Here is a 19,623-nt window from a genome sequence, read left to right on the forward strand (position 1 = left end):
ACCCCAAAGACGGGTGGCACAGCCAATGTGCTGCGATGGGGTCAGCCATGAAACTGATGCCATCGCCCGCAGCCCGTCGATGTCAGGAGCAAGCCCTGTGGCAGCCACAACCCCCCTTGAAGACATGAAGGCTGCCGGCCGTGCCGTACCGGCGCGGCTCAGGGACTCGGTCCTGGCAGTGGGCCGGTCCCTGGTGGTCGCAGCCGGTGCCGGTTTCAGCGTCGTCGTCCCGTTCCTGGTGGTGTTCTTCACCGGCATCGTGGTGGACCAGTACCTCGACGCCCCGGCATCCGGGCCGGTGGGCGTGCTCCTGGCGGCGGCTGTGACCGGTGTGGTGGCGGCGTACTGGTGCTCCCGTCGCAGCGCGGGCTGGACGCGGGCGCAGATCCGGCGCTGGTGCGGCATCAGGGTCCGGGCGGAGTACTCGCCCATGCCGCCCCTGGAGCGGGACGAGCGCGGCCACTGGTGGACGGGGTTCTCGTACCACCGCCGGCACGGCGTGGCCCGGGTGGCCCGCTTCGTGCACTGGAGCGTGCGGGACGCCGCGACCCGGCGGGACGCGATCTGGTGGCTTCTCAACCCCTGGTCCGCGACGTTCTTCCTGGTGCCGCCCGTCCTGATGCTCGGTGGTGGGGTGGTGTTCGCGTTCGCCGCCGTGGTCGACGGAGACCTGGGCAGCAGCCGTCCGCTGAGTTCCGTCATATCGCTCCTGCTCGGCGTCCTGGTGGCCGTGGTGGGCCTGCTGATCACGCCGTACGCGTTGCGGGCGCACCTCGACGTGGCCGCGCGCGTGCTGGAGCCGGGCAGGCGGGCGAGCAACACCCAGCTGAAGCGTCGCGTGGAGGAGCTGACGCTGACTCGCGCGGATGCGCTGGGCAGTCAGGCGGCCGAGCTCCGCCGGATCGAGCGGGACCTGCACGACGGGGCCCAGGCACGGCTGGTGGCGATCGGCATGACCCTCGGCACGATCGAGCACCTGATGGAGACCGACCAGGCGGCGGCCCGTGAGCTGCTCTCCGAGGCCCGGCAGTCGTCCGCCAAGGCGCTCCAGGAGCTGCGTGACCTGGTGCGGGGCATCCACCCGCCGGTGCTCGCCGAGCGCGGGCTGGGCGATGCGGTGCGCTCCCTGGCCCTGGACAGCCCGCTGCCCACGGAGGTCACCGTCTGCCTGCCGGAGCGGCCCGAGCCTCCGGTGGAGGCGGCCGTCTACTTCTGCATCAGCGAACTGCTCGCCAACGCCGCCAAGCACTCGGGTGCCCGTCAGGTCTGGGTGGACATCCTCCACCGGGCCGGCCTGCTCCGGGTGACGGTCACCGACGACGGCTGTGGGGGCGCCCAGCCCGGACGGGGGAGTGGGCTGCGCGGCATCGAGCGCAGGTTGGGTACCTTCGATGGCACGCTCTCGCTGAGCAGCCCGCCCGGCGGGCCGACGACCATCACCATGGAGCTGCCGTGCGCGTTGTCCTCGCAGAGGATCTCTACCTCCTTCGACAAGGGCTGATCAAGCTCCTGGAGGTGCACGGCTTCACCATCGCGGCGGCGGTCGAGACCGGCCCCGAATTGTTGGAGGCCCTGCTCAACGAGAAGCCCGATGTCGCCGTGGTGGACGTCAGGCTTCCCCCGACACTGACCGACGAGGGGCTTCAGGCGGCGCTCGCCGCCCGGCGCCAGGTCCCCGGCCTTCCGGTCCTCGTGCTGTCGCAGCACGTCCAACAGCTCTACGCGCGGGAGCTGTTGGCCGACGGCTCCGGCGGTGTCGGGTACCTGCTGAAAGACCGGGTGTTCAACGCCGAGCAGTTCGTCGACGCCGTCCGCCGGGTGGCGGCAGGAGGTACGGCCATGGATCCGGACGTGATCGCCAAACTGATGGAGAGCCGGGCCGGTTCGGGCCCCCTCCAGCGGTTGTCGCCCAGGGAGCGGGAGGTGCTGGAACTGATGGCGGAGGGCTGCTCCAACTCCGCGATCGCCGCCCGACTCACCGTCAGTGACGGCGCGGTGGCGAAACACATTGCCAATATCTTCACGAAGTTGGAGCTGGCACCGGCCGAGGACGCCAACCGCCGTGTGCTGGCGGTGTTGGCGCACCTCAACGGCACACCACAGCGGACACCGGCGTCCGGGTGGGAGGCGTGATGAAACGCGTGTACGAGTAGTATCCGGTGGGCCGAGACGGTCCACAGCACGGAGACCCCGTGTCGGGCCGAGGGTGGATTCGGCAGTAACGGTCGCTTACGGCAGCAGCCGGTCCCCAGGGGTTGATCTACTACATGGCACGCCCATCCCTCACTCGCGCTCATCGGGCCCTCCTCGGCGTGGTCGCCGCCGGCGCCTGTCTGATTTCCGGCATCGGCTTCGCCGGCTCGTACAACGCGGTGCGCGAACTTGCGATGGAGAAGGGGTTCGGAGCCTTCTCCTACGCCTTCCCGATCGGCGTCGACGCCGGCATCGTGGTCCTGCTCGCGCTGGACCTGGTGCTGACCTGGCTGCGCATACCCTTCCCGCTGCTGCGGCAGACGGCCTGGCTGCTCACCGCCGCGACGATCGCCTTCAACGCGGCGGCGTCCTGGGGCGATGCACTCGGCATGGCGATGCACGCGGTGATCCCGGTGCTGTTCGTGGTGGTCGTCGAGGCCTCCCGGCACGCCGTGGGCAGGATCGCGGCGATCACCGCCGACCGCCACATGGAGTCGGTGCGCCTGATGCGCTGGGTCCTCTCGCCGGTGCCGACCTTCCGGCTCTGGCGCCGGATGAAGCTGTGGGAGCTCCGCTCCTACGACGAGACGGTCCGGCTGGAGCAGAACCGGCTGGTGTACCGCGCGCAGCTGAGGTTCCGGTACGGCCGCGGCTGGCGCCGTTCCGCCCCCTTCCAGGCCCTGCTGCCGCTGAAGCTGGCCAAGTACGGCGTGCCGCTCGACCCGGGCATCCTCGACCGGATCGACGGTCCGCTCGAGGTGACGAAGGGCGAGGTGTCGGCCGCCGGCCCGGCCGCGGTGTCGGCCGCCGTCGCGGTGCCGACCCTGGCCAAGCTGGCCGCGGTCCGGCTGCGGGACGCCCAGGAGCCGGAGCACGACAGCACCCCGGTCTCCGAGCCGGAGGCCGCCCAGGCCAACGTCTGGATGGCCCGCGCGGTCCGCAGCTACTCGCAGCCCTCCGACGACATCGAGGCGCCGGGCGCCCGGATGTCCCCGTGGTTCAAGCCGCCGCGGGTGGGCACGCCGCGGCCGGTCGGGCCCCAGGCGGGCCCGATGGGCGACCTGCCGCCGTCCGGCCCGCAGGTCCTCGGCGGCCCGGCGGCCCAGGGCGAGCGCCCGGCCCGTCCGGTGCCCGCTGCGGCGGTCCGTCCTCAGGGCATGCCCCAGCAGGGTGCGGCCCGTCCCGTTCCCGGCCAGGTGTCTCCTGGCCGGCTCGGTCGTCCGATCCGGCTGGAGCAGACCGTCCACGCCGAGCCCGAGCAGCTCCAGCAGGACGTGCGGCGGTTCCCGCGGGAGGAGGCCGTGGCGGAGCCGCTGCCGTTCGACCAGGCCGAGGCGGACCGCGCCGAGCTGGCGGAGCTGGACTTCGAGGCCGAGGGCGTCGACCCCGCCGGCCCGCAGGGCGGCCGCCGCTCCGGGGCCGACCCGCTCGACCCGGACCTCTGCTTCGACGCGCTGATCTCGTACATCGACACCTTCGAGCAGCAGCCCGACCCGCAGAGCCTCGCCGAGTTCCTCACCTCCCACTACGGGGTCACGGGCTCGCGCCCGGACGGCTCGGTGAACCCGGCGGACGTCAACCGCATCTGGGCCCAGCTGCAGAACCGCTACGTCAGCTCCGGCCGGGAGTAGGGTCGCCGCCGGCTGCGTGCAGCCGTCCGCAGCCGGGTCGCGGCCGGCCCGGCAGTCCCGCCCGCGGGCACGCTCCGGGCCACCGGCGCAACCGTGCATCACCACAACTCCAGAGCCCGTCGGCCGGCTCCGACCGGCGGGTGCGCCATTGACGCCCCGGCGCGGCGAACACTACCGTCGCCTCAACAATTTGTTGAAGCACCGGTGCGGTGTGCGGCCGGTGCGTCGTGGAGGAGATCTGATGGCGCAGGTCGAGCTGGACGGCACCGTTCCCGCAGGTGGGGCCTCGTTCTCCGACGCGGCCCGGACAGCCGTGGCCGCACTGCTGGCCCCGGTCGACGCCGAGCTGGCCCGCCGCTATCCAGGGGACTCCGGCAGCCGGCAGCCCGTGCACACCGTGTACGTCCCGGCGGACGCCTTCGGTGCCGGCACCGTGGGCGAGTGGGGCCGCCAGGCCCTGGAGGCGTTCGACGCGCACGCCGCGACTCCCGCGCAGCTCGCGCAGGCGCTCGGCGTCCCCGCGGACGCCCTGCTCACCGATGTGCACGCCCGGGTCCGGGCCAAGCTGGAGCGCGAGCCGATCGAGGACCTGCGGATCGACTTCGAGGACGGGTACGGCCCCCGGCCGGACGCCGAGGAGGACGCGGCCGCGGTGCGGGCCGCCCGGCTGGTCTCCGAGGCAGTGGCCGCGGGCACCGCCCCGCCGTACATCGGAATCCGGATCAAGTGCATGGAGGCGGCCGTCCGCGACCGCGGCATCCGCACCCTGGAGCTGTTCCTCGCCACGCTGCTCGCCGGGGGCGGCCTGCCCGACGGGCTGGTGCTGACCCTGCCGAAGGTGACCTACGCCGAGCAGGTCACGGCGCTGGTCCGGCTGCTGGAGGACTTCGAGCGGCAGGCGGGCCTGCCCGCGGGCCGGATCGGGTTCGAGATCCAGATCGAGACGACGCAGGCGATCCTCGGCCCGGACGGCCGCGCGACGGTGGCCCGCATGATCGACGCCGCCGAGGGCCGTGCGACCGGCCTGCACTACGGCACCTTCGACTACAGCGCCGCCTGCGGGGTCAGCGCGGCCTACCAGAGCATGGACCACCCGGTGGCCGACCACGCCAAGGCGGTGATGCAGGTCGCCGCGGCCGGCACCGGCGTACGGCTGTCCGACGGTTCCACCAACGTCATCCCCACCGGTTCCACCGAGCAGGTCCACGCCGCGTGGCGGCTGCACCACGGCCTCGTCCGCCGCTCGCTGGCCCGCGCCTACTACCAGGGCTGGGACATGCACCCGGCGCACCTGCCGACCCGGTACGCCGCGGTCTACGCCTTCTACCGAGAGGGCCTGGAGGCGGCCGCGGCCCGGCTCGCCGCCTACGTCGCCAAGGCCGGCGGCGACGTGATGGACGAGCCGGCCACCGCCCGCGCTCTCAGTGGTTACCTGCTCCGTGGCCTGGACTGCGGAGCCGTCGACCCGGCGGAGGTCGTCCGGCTCACCGGCCTCGACCGGGCCGCCCTGGACGCCCTCGCCGGACGCTGACCGGCAGCGCCCGACGCCGTAGGCGCCGTTCGCCGGGGGGGGCGGAGCCGGCGGCGGGAACGGCGCGGACGGGTGCCGTTCCCGGAGCGTTAGGCTGGCGGCACGCCCCGTGCGGGACGACCGGTGCGCCGCGGCGGCACCGCGGTCCCGCGCCGTCCGCCGCCGCCCACCGTCCCGGAGACCCGTCCCGCCATGTCGGAGCCCAGCCCGAAGCCGTACCTGACCGTCCGGGGCTCCGGCAGCCACGAGATCGAGATCAAGAAGTCCCGCTTCATCTGCCATCTCGCCCGGGTCGCCGACGAGGACGAGGCGCAGGCCTTCATCGCCGCCGTCCGCAAGCAGTACTGGGACGCCCGGCACAACTGCACCGCCTTCGTGGTCGGCGACGACCAGCGGCGCGAACGCTCCAACGACGACGGCGAGCCGAGCGGAACGGCCGGTGTGCCGATGCTGGAGGTGCTCCGCCGGCGCGGCCTGACCGACACGGTGGCGGTGGTGACCCGCTACTTCGGCGGCATCAAACTCGGCGCGGGAGGACTCGTCCGGGCGTACGGCGGCGCGGTGTCCGAGGCCGTGGACGCCGTCGGCCTGCTGGAACGCCGCCCGGTGGCGCTGTTCACCGTGTCGGCCGACCACACCAAGGCCGGACGGCTGGAGAACGACCTGCGCACGGCGGGGTACGAGGTGCGCGACCTGGCCTACGAGGCGGCCGGGGTGCGGATCGAAGTGGGGGTGCCGGAAGCCGGGGTGACGGACTTTCACGCCTGGCTCGCCGAGGCCACCGGCGGTTCCTCCGGCGCGGTGGCGGCCGGATGGAGTTACCGCGAACTGCCGATCGAGTGACACTCGAACGAATTAACCATGCCCGGAGCCGGAACTTCCGCTCCGGGCGTCTCCGTTTCCAGCACAAGGACGTCGCGCCGGCACCCGCCGGTCGACGCCGGACATCCACCCCATCGATGGAGGACCGCAGACCCGACCCCTGCACCACGGGAGGTACCGAGCATGACCTCAGACCACGCCCCGACCTCCGGCCGCCAAGCCGAAACACCGGGCCTGCCCAGGCAGGCCGACCAGCCCGGACGCGCCGTCCCGTATCGGACGACCCTCACCACGACGCTGCCCTTCGACGACGTCCTCTCCCTGGTGGACGAGGCGCTCGGCGCCTGGCTCAAGCAGGAGGGCCACGACGAGCCCCCGCCGGTGGGCCGGTCCCCGAGGGCGGAACGGCTGAGACTCGGTGAGCGCGTGCTCCTGGACCGCGACGCCGGGCCACTGCCCGGGTCCATCGGGACACCGGCCGCACTCTTCCCCGCCACTGCTTCCGCCACCGTCAGCCAATCCGGCCCTGCCTGCCAATCCGACCCTTCCGGCCAATCCGACCCTTCCGGCCACCCCGATCCCGCTGCCGGCCCGGCCGGCACTGCCCCTGCCGTCCCCGGTCCCGATGCCGCACATCCGGTCGGCCCCGTCGGCCGCTACGCCCGCCGCCGACTGCGCACTCCGGACGGTGCGCACCGCACCCACCTGCTGACCGTCACCGTCGCCACCACCTCGACCACGACCCGTGCCGACCCGGGCGCCCCGACGGGCGGCGAACGGGCGGAGACCGACTCCGAGGTCCAGGAGCCCGTGGTGCTCCGGCTCGAGGCGGAGCACCTCACCTCGGGCCCGCCGGTGCGCAGTCCGGGCCGGGTACCGGTGCCCGAGGTCGCACGGACCCTGCTGCCCCTGCTGGACGCCCACGACGGTCCCGCACCGCTGACCGTCCAGCCCCGGGTCGTCACCGCTGCCGAGGTCGACGACCTGATCGACCAGCTCTGCGACCCGGAGCGCCGCCTGGCCGCCGTCGTCGTCAGCGTGCCCCCGTCCACGCCGCTGGAGGAGTGGCTCGCCGAGCAGGTGCAGCCGGTCCTGCACCAGCTCACGGGCCTGGCCTCGCTGCACGTCCTCGACCACGCCGCGCTGCCGCTGTTCAACGTCGCCTTCGAGTTCCACAAGGTGTACGGCGGAGCGATGCGCACCTACCTCCCCGAGGTCGACCCGGCGTCCCGCGCGGACGCCGGACGGCACCAGGTGCTCGCCACCCGCCGGATGGCGGAGGACACCCGCCGGGCGGCCGGCCTGCTGGCCCGCGAGCCCCGGCAGATCGCCGCCGCGATCCCGCAGCCGTCGGCGCTGGCCGCCGTGCCCCCGCTGGTCGTGCCGGCGGAGCACCGGCAGCCCGTGCGCTCCGGGACGGCGCCCGAGGCCCCGCGTCCCCGGGTCGACGAGCGGCGCCGCCGCACCGGTCAGCGCCCGGTCCGGTCCGGCAGCCGACTCTGCGTGGTCCCGGCACCCCTCATCGCCGCCCTGGAGGAGTCGGGTCCGCGGTCGACGGCCGCCCTGCGCGCTCCCGCCGAGGCAGCATTCGCCCGCCTCGCCAGGGACGTCGCGACGGACAAGGAGCTGGTGCCCGACAGCTTCGGGGAGCTGGTCTGCCGCTTCGCGGAGTTCCCGCTGCTGCAGTTCACCGGGGACGAGAAGGAGACCGTCGCGCTGGACGGGCAGCCCGACGGCGCCGGCTGGGCCCGCCTCGCCTGGGACGGCTTGACGGCCCTTCAGGAGTACGCGGCGGCGGCCGTCCGTGGCGAGGCCGGCGGTGACTTCAAGGCGTGGTGCGAGCACACACCGCCCGGCTGCCACCACTTCCCGCCGCGCAAGGCGGTCCGCTGGGAGTCCCGCACGGTCGAGAGCCACGCCAAGTGGAAGCGGGAACGGATGCTGCCGGTGCCGTCCTGCGTGGACGCCTCCCGACGCGCCTTCATGGGTGCCCACCTGCGGATCGGTGGCGGATCGACCGCCCCCCGTCTGCACTACCTCGACGACTGCTCCGGCAGCGGCCGCATCTACGTCGGCTACATCGGACAGCACCTCACCAACACGCGCACCAACTGACCCACCGACGGAGAGGAACCAGAAGACCGGGAACAGACGACACAGCACCCACTCCGACCCCACCTGACCCCGGCCGACCCACCGGGTTCCGCCGCAGCGGCAACACGGTGGCCGACAGGTACCCCCACGGGTGGCTCGGTCGGTGTGCTGCGGTGGCCAACTCCCGCTGTTGGCTGACCATTGCATCCGAACGGTGGAGAATGCTGCGCAGGGGCCGCGGCCGAGCGGCCCCTGCGAGCGCGTGCGGGCTGGTCCGGGCCCTGCGATCTCGCCGGACGATCAGTGACGTAGTGGCTCAGTGACGTAGTAGTGGGGGATCGACCGCTGATGCAGCATTCACCCGACAGCCGCCCGGACGGTACCCAGTCGGCCACCACCTCGGCCCGGGCATCCGCAACCCAGGCCTTCCCGGAGACGGCCGAGCCGCTGCAGGCCGGCTTCCTCACCACGCTCTTCCGCGACCTCGGCGCGGAGGTCCCCGACGGTCCGTCGGAGGAGGACACCGTCGCCGTGCACGCCCGCGCGGCCGCCCTGACGCACCATCGGACCCTCACCGTGCAGGCCGAGCACGAGCACCTCGCGGACCTGCTCCGCCGTGCCGCGCTCCCGGTCTCCGCGATGGACTTCGAGAGCCAGCTGCGCAGCTACGAACCGCGGCCCTTCCCGGCCGACGCAGACCTCCCGCCGGCCGAGGCGGAGCCGCGCTGGGCCGACTACGCCCCGCCGCAGCCCCCCGCCGCCGACCCCGACGAGCCGGTCTCCCGCCGACTGCTCGACTCCGGCTACCAGCGCGAGCTCGCCCAGGCCCGGCTGCGCCACCAGCGCGACCTGCGCGAGTGGCGGGCCCGTCAGGCCGAGGGCGCCGCGGCCGAGGCCCAGGCCGCGCGAACCGCCCACGAGCAGGCCGAGCAGGCGAAGGCCCGGGCGGTGCGGGAGTACAACGAGAGCCTGGAGGAGTGCCGGCGCGCCTACCGGCTGTCCGAACCGGCCGCGGTGGAGTCGCTGCTGGAGCGGGCCCTCGCCGCCGCCGAGGTGGCCACCCGCGACATCCCGTCCCCCTGCCGGGCGCTGTTCCGCCCGCTGACCCGGACGGCCGTCCTCGACCTCGACCTGCCGCCGCTCGACGTGGTGCCCTCGCTCTCCGGCTACCGGCTCGCCGAGGACGGCACGCCCGAGCCCGTCCCGCGGGCCCCGGCCGAGCGGTCCTCCGACTACCTCCGCCTGACCGCCCGCCTGGCGCTCCGCGCACTGCAGGCCGCCGACGCGGTGGACACCGACGGGATCCTCGCCGGAGTGGTGCTGAACGGCTGGCTGCGCCGGCCCGGCGCCGACCCGCTCTGCCTGCTCAGCGTGGACGCCGACCGCGATGCGCTGGCCCGCACCCGCCTGGTGGCCGACCCGGCGGGTGCCGGGCCCACGTCGGTGGACGAGGACGAGCCGGCCCCGGGCGTGTACGCCGACGCCGAACACGACGAGGCGCTCCTGCGGCTGCGCGAGCTGTCCGCCGTGGTCACGCCCGACCCGTACGGGCCGGTGCCGGTGGTGCCGAACGGCACCGCCGGTGCGACGGTGCCCTCCGCGGCCGAGCTGTCCCCCAACGAGTTCGCCCAGCTGGTGCGCGAGCTGCTCACCCGCGGCGGGCTCGGTTCCTGGAGCGTGCGGCTGCGTGGGCCGTTCGGGCTGGTCGCCACCGCCGAGGGCACGCGGGGCAGTGCCCTGCCGGGCCGCTGGGTGGTCTGGGCGTCCCGGAACACCGACCCGGTGGGCGAGGACGAGCTGCGCACCCTCGCCGAGGCGGTCCGCGAGGAGGGGGCCGAGCGCGGGCTGCGCCTGACCACCGGCATGTTCGGCGAGGCGGCGCTCGACCTGGCCGCGGAGGAGGGATACCGGCGTATCCACCTGATCGACGGCGAGGGCGTGCGGGAGCTGTCCCGGACGCATCTCGGCCTGCCCCTGGCAGCGGGCTGAGCGCCCCCGGCACCCGGCGGGAAGCCGGCCCGCTGCACCGACACCGCGGCCCTGTCAGTCTGGAGGGATGGGAATCGGGTTCCTGGACAGGTGGCGTGCCCGGCACGCCCACCACCCGGGCGGCATCCCGCCGCAGCCGGACGAGCCGACCATGGCCGCCCTCCTCGCCGAGTGCGGGCTGCTGCGCGACCTCGCCGACGACTCGGGCGTGCGGCTCGACGACGGTGTGACCTCGCTGACCCAGCTCGACCAACTGCTGCCCCGCTGGCGCGACGATCCGGAGGTCTCGGAGTGGCTGGGCAACGACGCCGGCCTGTACCTCGGCACGGTGCTGCACCGGAGCGTGCCCGGCACGGTCTGGCGGCTCGACGAACACGACCGTCCGCTGGTGGTCCTGCCCGGCGGGCGCGAGCTCGATGTCACGGCGATCGGCCACGGCTGGGCGGTCGAGGGCTCGCCCCAGCTCGCCACGGCCTACCTCGCCGCCACCGACGGCTGAGTCCGCCCGCCGTGTCCGCGCCCAGACCCGTGTCCGCGCCCAGACCTGTGTCCGTGCCCGTGCCCAGACCCGTGCCCGTGCCCGCAGCTGCGCACCGATACGCGCCCTTCCCGCCGCCGCGAGTGCAGGGGGCCGACCGGTGACCGCCGTCCTCGTCGCCGCCGCGGCCTTCCTGATGACGCTGGTCGGCGGCTGGGTCGCCCAGCGGACCGGCGACCGCCGGCACCTGGTGCTCGGGTTCGCCGCCGGGCTGATGCTCGGGGTGGTCGCGTTCGACCTGCTGCCGGAGGCGGTCCGTGCCGCGCCGGACGAGATCCACGGCGTCCCGCAGGCGCTGCTGATGTTCGCGGCGGGCTTCCTGACCATCCACATCATCGAGCGCGCGGTGGCCATCCACCGCAGCCACGAGGGCGAGTACGCCGCCCACACGCACGGCCACGGACACCACGACCACGCCCGGCAGGGCATCGGCCTGACCGCGGCCGGAGCCCTGGTCGGCCACAGCCTGATGGACGGGTTCGCGATCGGGGCCGCGTTCCAGGCGGGCACCACGGTGGGCACAGTGGTGGCGATAGCGGTGGTGGCGCACGACTTCGCGGACGGCTTCAACACGTACACGATCACCCGGATGTACGGGAACGACCGCAGGCGGGCGCTCACGCTGCTGGCGGCCGACGCGGTGGCCCCGGTGACCGGTGCGGCGATCACGCTGCTCTTCACGATCCCGGTCGAGGTGCTCGGCCTCTACCTGGGCTTCTTCGCCGGCTTCCTGCTGTACCTGGCGACCTCGGACATCCTGCCGGAGGCGCACAGCCCGCACCCCTCCCGCACCACGCTGCTGTGCACGCTGCTCGGCGTGGGCTTCATGTGGCTGGTGATCGGCTTCGCCGACTGAACCCGGGTTCGGCCACGGGCCGGGCGTGGCCGACTATCCGGACGCGCCCGTGACCGCCGTGGCGGAGGCCGCCTCGACGAGGGTCCACTGCTCGCGGACCGCCCGCAGGGCCGCCGTGATCGCCGGGCGACGGGAGGCCTGGGTGCGCCACAGCGCGTACACCCGCCGGGTGGGCTCGGGGGAGACCGTGCGGGCGACCACCCCGTCGGGCAGCGGGGCGCGGCCCAGCCGGGGCACCAGGCCGAGCCCGAGCCCGGCCCGGATCAGGGCGATCTGGGTCTCGAACTCGCCGACCTGGTAGAGCACGTCGGGCTCCTCGCCGGCCTCGCGGAGCGTGCGCACCAGCCAGTCGTGGCAGATGTTGCCCGGCGGCACGCTGATCCACCGTTGCCCGAGCAGCCGTTCCACCGGGACGGTGTCGAGAGCGGCCAGCGGATGCCCGGCCGGCAGCAGCAGGTCCACCGGGTCCAGGCCGAGGTCCAGACGGGAGAGGCCGTCCTGCACGGGGAGCGGCACGGTCGGCCAGTCCTGGACGAGGGCGAGGTCGACCTCGCCGCGGGTGACCAGGTCGACGGCCAGGTAGGGGTCGGTCTCCAGCAGCCGGACGTCAAGGTCGGGGCAGTGCTCCCGCAGGTCAGCGAGGGCGCCGGGCATGACCCCGCGGGCGCCGGTCGCGAAGGAGGCGACCAGCAGCCGGCCGACCGCCTGCCCGCGCCGCTCCTCCAGCGTCACCTCGGCCTGCTCGACCAGGGCGAGCAGCTGGCGGGCGGTGTCGGCCAGCCGCACGGCCGCGTCGGTGAGCACCACACCGCGGCCCTGGCGCTCCAGCAGCACCGTGCGGGTCTCGCGCTCCAGCTTGGAGATCTGCTGTGAGACGGCGGAGGCCGTGAACCCGAGGGCGGCCGCCGCGCCGCCGACCGAACCGTGCACCGCCACCGCGTGCAGCGCCCGCAGTCTGCCGAGATCCAACATGAAGGCCATGGTAAAGCGTTGCTGAACGGTTCGGTTCAGAATTCATCGCTGGTGCTGAACAGTGCTCACCCGCCAGGCTCGGTCCATGCCACCGACCACCGCTTCCGTCCCCGGCCCGTCCGTCTCCTCAGGTTCCTCCGTCTCCTCAGGCTCCTCCGTCACCGCACGCTCCTCCGTCAGCGCGGGCTCTTCCGCCGCCGCGCCGGCCGGTGCCGCCATGGCCCCGCGCGACATCGGCCTTGCGGTGCTGATCGCCGCCGTCTGGGGCCTCAACTTCGTGCTGATCCACATCGGCCTGGAGACCTTTCCGCCGTTGCTCTTCTGCGCGCTGCGGTTCGCCGTCGTCGCCGTGCCCGCCGTCTTCTTCGTCGGGCCGCCCCGGGTCGCCTGGACGTGGGTGGCGGCGGTCGGGTGCACGCTCGGCGTGGCCAAGTTCGGACTGCTCTTCCTCGGGATGCACGCCGGGATGCCGGCCGGGCTGTCCTCCCTGGTACTGCAGAGCCAGGCCGTGTTCACCGCGCTGTTCGCGACCGTGCTGCTGCGCGAGCGGCCCACCGGGCAGCGGACGGCCGGCCTCGCCGTGGCCTTCGGCGGCATCGCCCTCGCCGCCGCCGACCACGGCCTCGGCGGCCCGGTCGGCGCGTTCGCGCTGGTCATCGCGGCGGCCGCGTTCTGGGGGCTGTCCAATGTGCTGACCCGCAAAGCCGCCCCGGCGGACGCCCTGCGCTGGATGGTCTGGGTCAGCGCGGTGCCGCCGCTGCCGCTGCTCGCGCTGTCCCTGCTGGTCGAGGGGCCGGAGGCCGACCTCAGGGCACTCGCCGGGGTCTCGGCGGCGGGCATCGGCGCCATCGCCTACGTCGGTCTGGTCTCCACCCTGTTCGGCTTTGTCGCCTGGAGCCACCTGCTGCGCCGGTACGACGCCTCCGCGGTGGCGCCCTACTCGCTGTTGGTTCCGGTGTTCGGGATGTCCTCGTCCTGGCTGCTGCTCGGCGAGCGGTTCAGTGCGCTCGCCGGTGCCGCTGCCGTCCTGGTGATCGCCGGGATCGGACTCACCGCCCTGCGGGCCGACCGGTCGGCGGCGCTGATTCGTATGCTGCTTCGGCGGCCCGCAGCGCCCGCAGCAGAGCCTCCTGCTCCGCGCGGCTGACCGGCTCGAAGTACTCCTGGGCGACCTCGTGGCGGACCCGTCCGATCCGGTCGAGCGCGGCCCGGCCCGCATCGGTCAGCACCACCCGGACCGCCCGGCGGTCGGCCGGGTCCGGGGTGCGGGAGACCAGGTCGGCGTCCTCCAGGGCGTCCACCACCGTGGTCGCGGAGCGCGGCGCGATCCGCAGCCGGTCGGCCAGGTCGCTGAGCCGCATCGGAGCGGCGCCGGCCTCCTCGCCGCAGCCGGGGGCGTGGGCGAGGGTGCGCAGCGCGCGGGCCTGCGCAGGGGTGATGCCGTAGGGCTCCAGCCGGTGCATGGTCTGCCGCCGGATCCGCTTCATCGCCCGGGTCAGCGCGTCGGCGAGCTCCGCGGCGGTGTCGGCGGTCGGCGGCGTGGTCATGGCGGGCTCCCGGCTCGGAGTGCCCCGGCCCGGCCCGGGGCGGGCGGGGCCAGGGTATCGGTGCGGCGCACCCCAAAACTTGTTGAGTAAGGCTCACTATTCGGTTTACCGTAGTGGTGGACGGTCCGGTGCCTGCCCGGCGGGCCCGCGTCCTCGGGCGTCCGCGTGCGCGGAGCGCCCCCTCGATCCCGTGTCCCGGAACCCTGGAGATCCCGTGTCCCGATCCGAAGCCCGTGTCGCCACCGACCGCCCCGGCCGCTACGGCAAGCAGCTCGCCGCCCACCTCGGGCGCCGGGTGACCGCCGACTGGTCCGAGGAGACCGGTCGCGGCACCGTCACCTTCTCCTACGGCACCGCCGCGCTCACCGCGGAGGCCGACGGCCTGCTGCTGGTCGTCGACGGCGAGGCCGACCGCCTCGCCGACCTGGAGGACGTGGTGGGCCGCCACCTCGTCCGGTTCGGTGCCCGCGACGAACTGGTCGTGGAGTGGCACCGCGACAACGGCGAGCCCGGCCTCGTCCACCGCAACCAGGAGGAGCCCCCGGCCGCCGGCTGAACCGCCGCCGGCAGCCGCTAGCCAGCAGCCGCCCGTCGACAGCCGCCCGCACCGGCCGTGTGCGGGACCGGTCAGCCGGATCCCCAGTGCGGCGGCGGGCGCTCCCCGTCGGCCGGTACCCGTGGCAGTGCGCGCCGCACCAGCGCTGCCGCCACCCACAGCAGCAGTCCGGCCAGGCACCAGCTGGCGACCACGTCCAGCAGCCAGTGGTAGTCGCTCCACACCAGGCCCGCCCCCACCCCGAGGCAGAGCATGGCGGTGCAGGTGTACAGCACGAGCCGGGCGTCCGCCGCGAGCGTCCCGCCGAGCAGCAGTGCGGCCGTCCCGTAGGCGATCGCCGAGGTCGCGGTGTGCCCGGAGGGGTACCAGCCCCACTGGTCGGGCGCGAGCGGGAGCCCGTACGGACCCGGGCGGGCGAACCAGGCCTTGGCGGGCACCACCAGCAGCGGGATCAGCACCGCGGCCGCCGCGGCGAGCGGCAGCGGCAGCCACCAGCGGCTCGGCGCCGCGTCGCGACGGCGCACGGCCGCCAGGCCCGCGGCACCCAGCAGGACCGGCACGGCCGGCACCGCGCCACCCAGGTCGGACAGGCCGGCGCCGAGGTGGTTGACCAGCGTGCTGTGCAGTGCGCGGCGCAGCTCGTGGACGGCGTGCCGCGTCCCGGTGTCCAGTCCGAGCAGCGGCCCGTCGGTCGCGACCTGCCAGGAGATCAGCACCAGCAGCACCGCGAGCGTCGTGGGCACGACAAGCAACGAAAGCCGCCCCGGAGCAGGGGGGAGAGCTCCGGGGCGGCCGAGGTGATCGCCGCTCCGCGCGGCCCGGGGGGTGTGGGCCTGGCGGTCGGTCGATCGGTCTGGATGCTCTGCCGCCGGTGCCTGGGCGGCAGGAGGTGTCGCTAAGGGTCGTGGCTCGCTGTCCATCTGTCACGACAGTACGTCAAAGGCAGTGCCCAGCAGAGATGCGCAAGTGGTTTCGCACAGCATCTTCACCAGCGGGAGTACAACCTCCACGCTGCGGTACCCGTCCCACGGGCACCCGAGCGGCGGACAGTCCGCAGACGGTCCGCGGGTGGACGCGGAGCGGCCCGGTCCTGGTCGGACCGGGCCGCTCGCTGCGGGGCGCTGTCCACCGCCCCGGGCGCGTCAGACGCCGGCGAAGGCGCCCTCGATGATGTCCAGGCCCTCGGCGAGCAGGTGCTCCGGCATCACCAGCGGCGGCAGGAAGCGCAGCACGTTGCCGTAGGTGCCGGCGGTCAGCACCACCAGGCCCTCGGCGTGGCAGGCCTTCGCCACGGCGGCGGTGACCTCCGGGTTGGGCTCCTTGCTGCCCGGCTTCACCAGCTCGATCGCGATCATCGCGCCGCGGCCGCGGACCTCGCCGATCACGTCGAACTTCTCCTGCATGGCCCGCAGACGGCCGAGCATGACCTCGCCGATGTGCTGCGCCTTGGCGTTGAGGTCCAGCTCCTTCATGGTCTGGATCGAGCCGAGCGCGGCGGCGCAGGCCACCGGGTTGCCGCCGTAGGTGCCGCCCAGGCCGCCCGCGTGCGCGGCGTCCATGATCTCGGCGCGGCCGGTGACGGCGGCCAGCGGCAGACCGCCGGCGATGCCCTTGGCGGTGGTGATCAGGTCCGGGACGATGCCCTCGTCCTCGCAGGCGAACCACTGGCCGGTGCGGCAGAAGCCGGTCTGGATCTCGTCCGCGACGAACACGATGCCGTTGGCCTTCGCGTACTCCACGATCGCCGGCAGGAACCCCTTGGCCGGCTCGATGAAGCCACCCTCGCCCTGGATCGGCTCGATGATGATCGCCGCGACGTTCTCGGCGCCGATCTGCTTGTTGATCATGTCGATCGCCTGCGCGGCGGCCTCGGCGGCGCAGTTCTCCGCACCGGTCAGCCAGCGGTACGGGTAGGCCACCGGCACGCGGTAGATCTCCGGCGCGAACGGACCGAAGCCCTGCTTGTACGGCATGTTCTTCGCCGTCAGGCCCATGGTCAGGTTGGTGCGGCCGTGGTAGCCGTGGTCGAACACCACGACGGCGGTGCGCTTGGTGTACGCGCGGGCGATCTTCACCGCGTTCTCGACGGCCTCGGCGCCGGAGTTGAACAGCGCGGTGCGCTTCTCGTGGTCGCCCGGAGTCAGCTCGTTCAGCTGCTCGGCCACGGCCACGTAGCCCTCGTACGGGGTCACCATGAAACAGGTGTGCGTGAACGCGGCGAGCTGCTCGGACGCCTTGGCGACGACCGCCTCGGCGCTGTTGCCGACGTTGGTCACGGCGATGCCGGAACCGAAGTCGATCAGGCTGTTGCCGTCCACGTCCTCCAGCACGCCGCCGTTGGCGCGGGCCACGTACACGGGGAGGGTGGTGCCGACACCCGCGGCCACCGCACCGAGCTTGCGGGCCTGCAGCTCCTGCGACTTCGGGCCGGGGATCGAGGTGACCAGGCGGCGCTCCTGCGGGAGCGGGGTTGCAGCGCTCATGGCGGGTTTCTCCATATCTCAGTGCTCGGTCCTCGAAGGCTACGACCGCGCCCGTGGCCCGGGCATGCGCCACTCGGTAGCAGTGCGTCGTCCGAATTGTCCGGCGCGGCCAGCGCGCCCGGTTCAGCGAACACGCGCCCCTGCTCCACTACATTGAGCGCGGGCGTGTCGCCGGACCGGCGGCATGGGTATGGCATTGCCGGCGGTGGGACAGGGAGTGGGGCCGGGATGGGACTGGACGGCACTCGGGGGCAGCAGGCGCCGCAGGCGCAACGGACGTCGGCCGTCCCCCCGCAGCGGACCCTCCCCTTCGACCTCGCCGCCTGGGCGACCGAACCCCGCCCCGCGGCCGCGCCCGGCATCTTCCGCCTCGGCCACCGCCCCCACGACGAGACCCGCGCCGAACAGGCCGCCGTCCCCGCCCGCCCCCTCCTCCTGCGCGCCGCCCTCAACCTCGCCGTCGGCACCGTGGTGTACCTCCAGGGCGTGCCGCTGATCCAGAGCCTGCTCACGGCTGTCGGCCTCACCATTCCCAGCTCGTTCGTCGTCTCCTTCCTCATCGCCCTGGCCGTGAACGTCGCCGTGCTCATCGGGGTGTTCATGATCTTCGGATCGATGGGCCGCTGGGCCGAGGTGTGGCGGCGCTGGGTCGCACCGGCGCTGTCCAGGACCGTCACCCACGAGGAGCCCGCGGCGGACGCCGAAGCCCCCCTCACCACCGACCCGTGGGCCGAACTGCGGGCTGCGGCGCCGCAGGCCGCGGGGCGGTTGGACGGCGAGCCGGTCGGTGACGTCGACTACGCGCGGATCCGCCACGCCTGGGAGACCGTGCTGGCGGACCCGGAGTTGCTGCCGGCCTTCGCCGAGCAGGTCGAGGTGCGCGGCGCCGCCGCCTGCGCCCACCCCTCCGAGGCCCGTGACCTGCCGGGCCGCAGCGGCCGGCACGACCTGCTGACCCGTCAGGTCCGCCTCGGCACCGCACAGAACGTGGTGAAGAACCCGCCCGCCCACCGCAGCGCCGGCTTCGCCCTGGACCCGCAGCTGCTCGGCACCTCCCTGCTGGCGGTCGGCCCGGCCGGCACCGGCAAGACCGCCCGGCTGGCCCGCCCGGTCGCCGAGGCGCTCTGCCTGCAGGCGCTCGCCGGTGCCGCCTGCGCGGTGGTGATCGGCGCCGCCGAGTCCGACCTCGGCCCGGACGCCTGGTACGACGTGGTGATCGCGCCGGGCGACCCGGGCTCCCCGTACGGCCTCGACCTGTACGGCGCCGCCACCGACACGGACGAGGCCGCGGCCCGGCTGGCCGACGCACTGCTGCCGGACGAACTGGCCGCCCGGGCCGAGACGGCCCGCACCGCGCTGCAGCAGGTGGTCGGCCCGTACCACGCGGCATACGGCCGCTACCCGGGGGTGCGCGAGCTGCGGGCGCTGCTCGGCGGTGACCAGGACGCCTGGGCGGTGCTGCGCAAGGCGCTGCACGCGGCCGGGCGGCTGGCCGTGCACGAGGCCGACCTGCAGCACCGCGAGAGCCGGCACGGCCGGGTCGACGACCCGGGGACGCTGCTCGCCGACCGGCTGGCGCTGCTGGACCGCCCAGTCTTCGCACGCAGCTTCGCGGGCGGCCCGGACGCGCTGCCGCCGTTCGCGATGCGGGCGCTGGAGCACCCGCTGCGGGTCCGGGTGAAGCTGCCGGAGCGCAGCCACCCGGAGGTCGCCCGGATGCTGTCGCGGCTGGTGGTCGCCCAGTTCGTGCAGGCCGCCTCGGCGCGCACCGAGCGCTCGCTGTTCGCCGGCCTGGTGGTGGACGACGCCTCCGCGGCGGTGGATGCGCAGATCGTCCGCGGGCTGCAGCGGATGCGGGCGGCGAACGCGGGCGCCGTGCTGCTGCTGCGCACCCTGGTGGACCTGCCGGAGCCGCTGCGGGCGCCGCTGTTCGGCGCGGTCGGCTGCCGGATGGCGTTCCCGGGGATCGCCCCGTGGGACGGCCGGCTGTTCTCCGAGGCCTGGGGCACCCACCTGGTCACCGAGACCGCGGTGACGCACACTCCGGACACCTCCGGCGGTCTGGTCCGCAAGGCCGCCAGGGCGGGCCGCAAGGCGCTGTCCGGGACGACCGCGCAGACCGAGTCGGTGACCACCCGGGACGTCGAGCGGCACCGCTGGTCGCCGTCCGACCTGGCGCACGCCCTGCCGAGCGGGCACGCCGTGGTGTCGCTGACGACCGTGGACGGGGACCAGGTCCCGCCGCTGCTGGTGGACCTGCGGGACTGACGGCCGCCCGGTTCGCGCGGATCCCCGGGTGGCGCAGGTCGTGGCGCTGACTCCGCCGCGGAGGATTCCGTGCTGCCGCTTGTCCGGGGCGTACATAATGGAGTCAGCCCCCCGAACCCCTCACCTGCGCGGTCGCAACGGAG

General features: G+C 74.1%; 16 protein-coding genes. 12 read left to right on the top strand and 4 right to left on the bottom strand.

The window, feature by feature from the left end; genetic code table 11:
• Positions 1 to 97: 97 nt before the first annotated feature.
• The 9 genes from KSNIM_RS24455 (at position 98) to KSNIM_RS24495 (ending at position 11,654) form a co-directional block, all read left to right on the top strand.
• Positions 98 to 1,501, top strand: coding sequence for a sensor histidine kinase (locus tag KSNIM_RS24455; protein ID WP_263105293.1), 1,404 nt, complete (start codon positions 98 to 100; stop codon positions 1,499 to 1,501).
• Entirely contained in the window at positions 1,453 to 2,133 is a 681-nt protein-coding gene (locus KSNIM_RS24460) for a response regulator transcription factor (protein WP_263105294.1), read from the top strand. Before KSNIM_RS24455 ends, KSNIM_RS24460 begins: the two co-directional genes overlap by 49 nt.
• A gap of 134 nt (positions 2,134 to 2,267) precedes the next feature.
• A complete protein-coding gene (locus KSNIM_RS24465) occupies positions 2,268 to 3,824 on the top strand; it encodes a DUF2637 domain-containing protein (RefSeq protein WP_263105295.1) in 1,557 nt (518 codons plus the stop codon).
• A 241-nt stretch (positions 3,825 to 4,065) separates the two neighbouring features.
• Positions 4,066 to 5,355: a DUF6986 family protein gene (locus tag KSNIM_RS24470; RefSeq protein ID WP_263105296.1), complete on the top strand. Its 1,290-nt coding sequence runs from the start codon at positions 4,066 to 4,068 to the stop codon at positions 5,353 to 5,355.
• 192 nt (positions 5,356 to 5,547) lie between these two features.
• On the top strand, positions 5,548 to 6,198 hold the full coding sequence (locus KSNIM_RS24475; protein WP_263105297.1) for a YigZ family protein: 651 nt from the start codon (positions 5,548 to 5,550) through the stop codon (positions 6,196 to 6,198).
• Between the two features lie 162 nt (positions 6,199 to 6,360).
• Positions 6,361 to 8,292, top strand: a complete 1,932-nt coding sequence (locus tag KSNIM_RS24480; protein ID WP_263105298.1) for a hypothetical protein — start codon at positions 6,361 to 6,363, stop codon at positions 8,290 to 8,292.
• Positions 8,293 to 8,619: 327 nt separating this feature from the next.
• Positions 8,620 to 10,260: a restriction endonuclease gene (locus tag KSNIM_RS24485; protein ID WP_263105299.1), complete on the top strand. Its 1,641-nt coding sequence runs from the start codon at positions 8,620 to 8,622 to the stop codon at positions 10,258 to 10,260.
• 67 nt (positions 10,261 to 10,327) lie between these two features.
• Positions 10,328 to 10,759 carry a DUF6278 family protein gene (locus tag KSNIM_RS24490; protein WP_263105300.1) on the top strand — a complete coding sequence of 144 codons (432 nt, stop codon included), beginning with the start codon at positions 10,328 to 10,330 and terminating at the stop codon, positions 10,757 to 10,759.
• A 175-nt stretch (positions 10,760 to 10,934) separates the two neighbouring features.
• Positions 10,935 to 11,654 (top strand): ZIP family metal transporter, encoded by a 720-nt coding sequence (locus KSNIM_RS24495; RefSeq protein WP_263108094.1) that lies wholly within the window; start codon positions 10,935 to 10,937, stop codon positions 11,652 to 11,654.
• A 33-nt stretch (positions 11,655 to 11,687) separates the two neighbouring features.
• Here KSNIM_RS24495 and KSNIM_RS24500 read toward each other — a convergent pair whose 3' ends face one another.
• Positions 11,688 to 12,626 carry a LysR family transcriptional regulator gene (locus tag KSNIM_RS24500; RefSeq protein WP_263105301.1) on the bottom strand — a complete coding sequence of 313 codons (939 nt, stop codon included), beginning with the start codon at positions 12,624 to 12,626 and terminating at the stop codon, positions 11,688 to 11,690.
• Positions 12,627 to 12,843: 217 nt separating this feature from the next.
• Between KSNIM_RS24500 and KSNIM_RS24505 the strand changes: the two genes are divergently transcribed.
• Entirely contained in the window at positions 12,844 to 13,773 is a 930-nt protein-coding gene (locus tag KSNIM_RS24505) for an EamA family transporter (protein ID WP_263108095.1), read from the top strand.
• Here KSNIM_RS24505 and KSNIM_RS24510 read toward each other — a convergent pair.
• Positions 13,676 to 14,173 carry a MarR family winged helix-turn-helix transcriptional regulator gene (locus KSNIM_RS24510; RefSeq protein ID WP_263105302.1) on the bottom strand — a complete coding sequence of 166 codons (498 nt, stop codon included), beginning with the start codon at positions 14,171 to 14,173 and terminating at the stop codon, positions 13,676 to 13,678. The two genes, KSNIM_RS24505 and KSNIM_RS24510, sit on opposite strands and share 98 nt — an antisense overlap.
• Positions 14,174 to 14,387: 214 nt before the next feature.
• On the opposite strand from KSNIM_RS24510, the gene KSNIM_RS24515 reads away from it, so the two are divergent.
• Complete coding sequence (locus tag KSNIM_RS24515; protein ID WP_263105303.1) at positions 14,388 to 14,729, top strand: DUF2218 domain-containing protein; 342 nt, start codon at positions 14,388 to 14,390, stop codon at positions 14,727 to 14,729.
• Positions 14,730 to 14,800: 71 nt separating this feature from the next.
• On the opposite strand, the gene KSNIM_RS24520 is transcribed toward KSNIM_RS24515, so the two are convergent.
• Both KSNIM_RS24520 and gabT read right to left on the bottom strand, forming a co-directional pair.
• Positions 14,801 to 15,472 carry a phosphatase PAP2 family protein gene (locus tag KSNIM_RS24520; RefSeq protein ID WP_263105304.1) on the bottom strand — a complete coding sequence of 224 codons (672 nt, stop codon included), beginning with the start codon at positions 15,470 to 15,472 and terminating at the stop codon, positions 14,801 to 14,803.
• A 399-nt stretch (positions 15,473 to 15,871) separates the two neighbouring features.
• A complete protein-coding gene (gene gabT, locus KSNIM_RS24525) occupies positions 15,872 to 17,212 on the bottom strand; it encodes a 4-aminobutyrate--2-oxoglutarate transaminase (RefSeq protein WP_263105305.1) in 1,341 nt (446 codons plus the stop codon).
• A 228-nt stretch (positions 17,213 to 17,440) separates the two neighbouring features.
• On the opposite strand from gabT, the gene KSNIM_RS24530 reads away from it, so the two are divergent.
• A complete protein-coding gene (locus KSNIM_RS24530; RefSeq protein WP_263105306.1) occupies positions 17,441 to 19,480 on the top strand; it encodes an ATP-binding protein in 2,040 nt (679 codons plus the stop codon).
• The last annotated feature ends 143 nt before the right edge of the window (positions 19,481 to 19,623 follow it).

The organism is Kitasatospora sp. DSM 101779 (genome assembly GCF_025655475.1).
GTDB lineage: Bacteria > Actinomycetota > Actinomycetes > Streptomycetales > Streptomycetaceae > Kitasatospora.

Bases quoted from the DNA above. Each gene is read 5' to 3' on its own strand.
- KSNIM_RS24510 (WP_263105302.1), bottom strand. From the start codon at position 14,173: ATGACCACGCCGCCGACCGCCGACACCGCCGCGGAGCTCGCCGACGCG.
- KSNIM_RS24485 (WP_263105299.1), top strand. From the start codon at position 8,620: ATGCAGCATTCACCCGACAGCCGCCCGGACGGTACCCAGTCGGCCACC.
- KSNIM_RS24470 (WP_263105296.1), top strand. From the start codon at position 4,066: ATGGCGCAGGTCGAGCTGGACGGCACCGTTCCCGCAGGTGGGGCCTCG.
- KSNIM_RS24480 (WP_263105298.1), top strand. From the start codon at position 6,361: ATGACCTCAGACCACGCCCCGACCTCCGGCCGCCAAGCCGAAACACCG.
- KSNIM_RS24490 (WP_263105300.1), top strand. From the start codon at position 10,328: ATGGGAATCGGGTTCCTGGACAGGTGGCGTGCCCGGCACGCCCACCAC.
- KSNIM_RS24500 (WP_263105301.1), bottom strand. From the start codon at position 12,626: ATGTTGGATCTCGGCAGACTGCGGGCGCTGCACGCGGTGGCGGTGCAC.
- KSNIM_RS24475 (WP_263105297.1), top strand. From the start codon at position 5,548: ATGTCGGAGCCCAGCCCGAAGCCGTACCTGACCGTCCGGGGCTCCGGC.
- KSNIM_RS24505 (WP_263108095.1), top strand. From the start codon at position 12,844: ATGGCCCCGCGCGACATCGGCCTTGCGGTGCTGATCGCCGCCGTCTGG.
- KSNIM_RS24530 (WP_263105306.1), top strand. From the start codon at position 17,441: ATGGGACTGGACGGCACTCGGGGGCAGCAGGCGCCGCAGGCGCAACGG.
- gabT (WP_263105305.1), bottom strand. From the start codon at position 17,212: ATGAGCGCTGCAACCCCGCTCCCGCAGGAGCGCCGCCTGGTCACCTCG.
- KSNIM_RS24495 (WP_263108094.1), top strand. From the start codon at position 10,935: ATGACGCTGGTCGGCGGCTGGGTCGCCCAGCGGACCGGCGACCGCCGG.
- KSNIM_RS24465 (WP_263105295.1), top strand. From the start codon at position 2,268: ATGGCACGCCCATCCCTCACTCGCGCTCATCGGGCCCTCCTCGGCGTG.